The organism is Clostridium sp. (assembly GCF_021372645.1).
Taxonomy (GTDB): Bacteria; Bacillota; Clostridia; order Clostridiales; family Clostridiaceae; genus Clostridium.
Genome location: NZ_JAJFUC010000066.1, coordinates 1 through 3,429, shown reverse-complemented (window position 1 = coordinate 3,429; position 3,429 = coordinate 1). Strand labels below are relative to the sequence as shown.

1 protein-coding gene and 2 pseudogenes are annotated in these 3,429 nt (G+C 29.5%); all 3 read right to left on the bottom strand.

Features of this window, described 5'->3' with window-relative positions; translation table 11 throughout:
* Positions 1–158 precede the first annotated feature (158 nt).
* Positions 159–1,131 (bottom strand): annotated as a pseudogene (locus LLF98_RS11015) (MBL fold metallo-hydrolase); the annotation flags it as partial.
* Positions 1,132–1,504: 373 nt separating this feature from the next.
* Complete coding sequence (locus tag LLF98_RS11010) at positions 1,505–2,713, bottom strand: NADP-dependent isocitrate dehydrogenase (protein ID WP_291703510.1); 1,209 nt, start codon at positions 2,711–2,713, stop codon at positions 1,505–1,507.
* A 343-nt stretch (positions 2,714–3,056) separates the two neighbouring features.
* A pseudogene (locus LLF98_RS11005) lies at positions 3,057–3,429 on the bottom strand (glutamine synthetase type III); the annotation flags it as partial.

Genomic DNA, 3,429 nt, shown 5'->3' with positions numbered 1-3,429 from the left:
TAATGTTTGCTCTGTCTTACCTATAAGTTCTGCAAATTCTCCTATTGAATAATATTTCAAGTTAATCACTCCTTGAAATTATTATGCAATAAACTGTATTAAAAATAAATATATATTTATAAATTTTTATAAACTTTTTTCAACTGTTGTCTGCCCCCCTTTATCTCATTTTTATCAGAATGAGCTGATAATCCAACTTTTTTTACACTACATTTAACTGGAATATTAAGTCCATTTATGCTTAAATATCTTTCACTTTCTTCATCTGCATCTAAAAGATCTAAAATCTTTCTTCCAGGTGCTTCTTCATCTTGATATCCTGTAATTACAATATATCCATTTTCCATAGGTGCTATTTTTTCAGCATAAAATGCACTTGGACCTCCAGTAAGCATACCCGAACTTGATATAATAACTACAGGCTCTTCTTGAGATAATATTTCTTCTCTGTTATCAGTTCCTTTAATTTCAATTATGTTATCTTACTGCATCAATTAAAGCTCTTTCTTCAATCTCACGATTAGAATGAAGTCTATCACCATATGTAGATTCAACTATTGCTACATCTGGTCTTAGTCTAGGTAATTTTGCCCCCTCAACAGTTCTTTGAGAAAATACTGAAAAATCCCCTGAATAAAATACAGCTCCTTCTGGACTTTGAAGGTAAATACAACTTGCCCCTGCTATATGTCCTGCATTATAAAATGTAACATACATGTCTTCAAATATAGGAAATTTCACTTCATAATTTATTGTAAAAATCCTATTTAGTGTATTTTCTACATCAGCTTCCGCATATAATGGTATTTCAGCATCTCTGTTATTCATTATTTTCAAACTATCATATAACAAGACCTTAACTAAATCCTTTGTCATATTGTTCATATATATTTTAGCACTAGGATATTCTTTACTTATAATGGGTAAGCACCCTATATGATCCAAGTGAGCATGGCTTATAATTATTGCATCCAGTCCACCATAAGTTTGAACATCTCTAAAATTAGGAACACTATCTTTACTAATGCTTTGCCTAATTCCTGCATCAAACAATATATTTTTTTTATTAATTTTTATTAAAATAGAGCTACCACCAACTTCTAAAGCTTCTCCTAAAAAATCTATATTAATAAATATCACTCCTTTTTATATGCCTTAATATTACTTATTTTAGCATATATATTTTTATTTAAATATAATTGTTGCAATAAAACTTCTATTATCAGTTGTAAAATAACGATATGCAACATCTATTGTAATTTCCTTGTTCACGCTCCGCCATTAAGCCATCTAATAATAGAGAATAATCTATTGATTTTCAAAAATTAATTAAAGAATTTTCATTTTTTGTATAACTGGTCTAGACATTAAAAAAAGAGAATGCACACTTAATCCTACAGATTAAATGTACATTCTCTTTTACTTATCTCTAAATAGACTTAATGTATTATTAAATTTTCATCTTAACTTTAGGCACATTCAAAAAAATAACAAGAACTTCTGCCTAAAGCATTTCCTCTAATGTTTTTCTAATAGCTTTAATAAAATCAAAAGTGTTCAATCTTTGAATATTATCATGTTCTGCTATTACTGCCAAGTCTCCTGTCATTTTCCCTGCTTCAATAGTTTTTACTGAAGCTTCTTCTAACTTATTTGCAAAATCAACTAACGCTGAATTATTATCTAGTTCTCCTCTTTTTCTTAAAGCTCCAGCCCATGCAAATATTATTGCTACAGAATTTGTTGATGTTTCTTCGCCTTTTAAATGACTATAATATTGATCTTGAACTGTTCCATGAGCTGCTTCAAATTCATAATTTCCTTCTGGTGAAACTAATACTGAAGACATCATAGCAATTGATCCAAATGCTGCTGCTACCATATCACTCATTACATCTCCATCATAATTCTTACAAGCCCATATTATTCCGCCACTACATTTCATAATATTAGCTACTGCTGCATCTATTAATGTATATATATATTTTATTCCTAACTCTTCAAATTTTACTTTATATTCGTTGTCATATAATTCTTGAAATATGTCTTTAAATTCATGATCATATTTCTTAGAAATTGTATCTTTACATGCAAACCACAAATCTTCTTTAACATCTAAAGCAAAATTGAAGCAACTTCTTGCAAAACTTTCTATGGATGCATTTAAATTGTGCATCCCCATAACAACACCTTCATCAGAAAAGTTATGTATTAACCCTCTCTTTTCTTCCCCATTTTCAGACGTAATTACAAGTTCACATTTGCTTTTTCCTTCTACTTTCATTTCTACAGCTTTATATATATCTCCATATGCATGTCTTGCTATTGTAATTGGCTTATTCCATGATCTAACATACGGTTTTACACATTCAACTGTAATTGGAACTCTAAATACTGTACCATCTAATATTGCTCTTATAGTACCGTTAGGACTCTTCCACATTTCTTTTAGGTTATATTCCTTAACTCTTGCTGCATTAGGTGTAATAGTTGCACATTTTACCCCTACTTTATATTTCTTGATAGCTTCTGCAGCATCAACTGTAACTTTATCATTAGTTTCATTTCTATGCTCTAATCCAAGATCATAATATTCTGTATTCAATTCAATAAATGGATTTAATAATTCTTCTTTTATAACGCCCCAAACAATTCTTGTCATTTCATCTCCATTCATTTCAACTAATGGATTAGACATTTTTATTTTTTGCATTTTTTTGCCCCCTTAAATTACTTATATTGACTTTAAGTTTATAGTAACATTATACAGTACTGTTGCCAATGCAAGTAACTGTTAATTCTTCGGTTGGTGAGTTTATAGTAACATTATACCGCACTGTTCTATTTTTTTCAACATTTCTGCATAATTAATATATTATTCTTGCAAAATTAAAGAAACACTTAAATTTTATCTCGTCTATATACCCCATTGAACTTCATCAATGCAACAGCTATGTCCCAATGTTGCAAAAAAGCAATTTAATTCTTGCCTATTTACAAAAATGGAGCACTTCATTTCTGAAGTGCTCCATTTTATTCTCTATAGTATTCTTATATTAAACGTTGAATAACATATCTTCATAAGTTGGTAATGGCCAGAATTCTTCATCAACTATAGTTTCAAGTTTATCAGCATCAACTCTTAAAGTATTCATTTGTTCGAATACTTCGTATCTATACATCATTCCTAAATCGAATATATCACCTTCAAAGTTGTCAGCTTTTTCAACTGCTTTTTCAAGAAGTTTTACATTTTTGCTTAATGAAGCTGTTAATGTTGAAACTTCTGTTAATAATTCAGTTTGAACTGATATATCTGCATTTACTCCAGTAGCTTTAATAGTGTTTATTGATTCAGCAACACTTGTAGCAAATTGAATTACTGCAGGTAAAATTTGACGTTTTGCCATTTCAAGTGTTGTTAAGGCT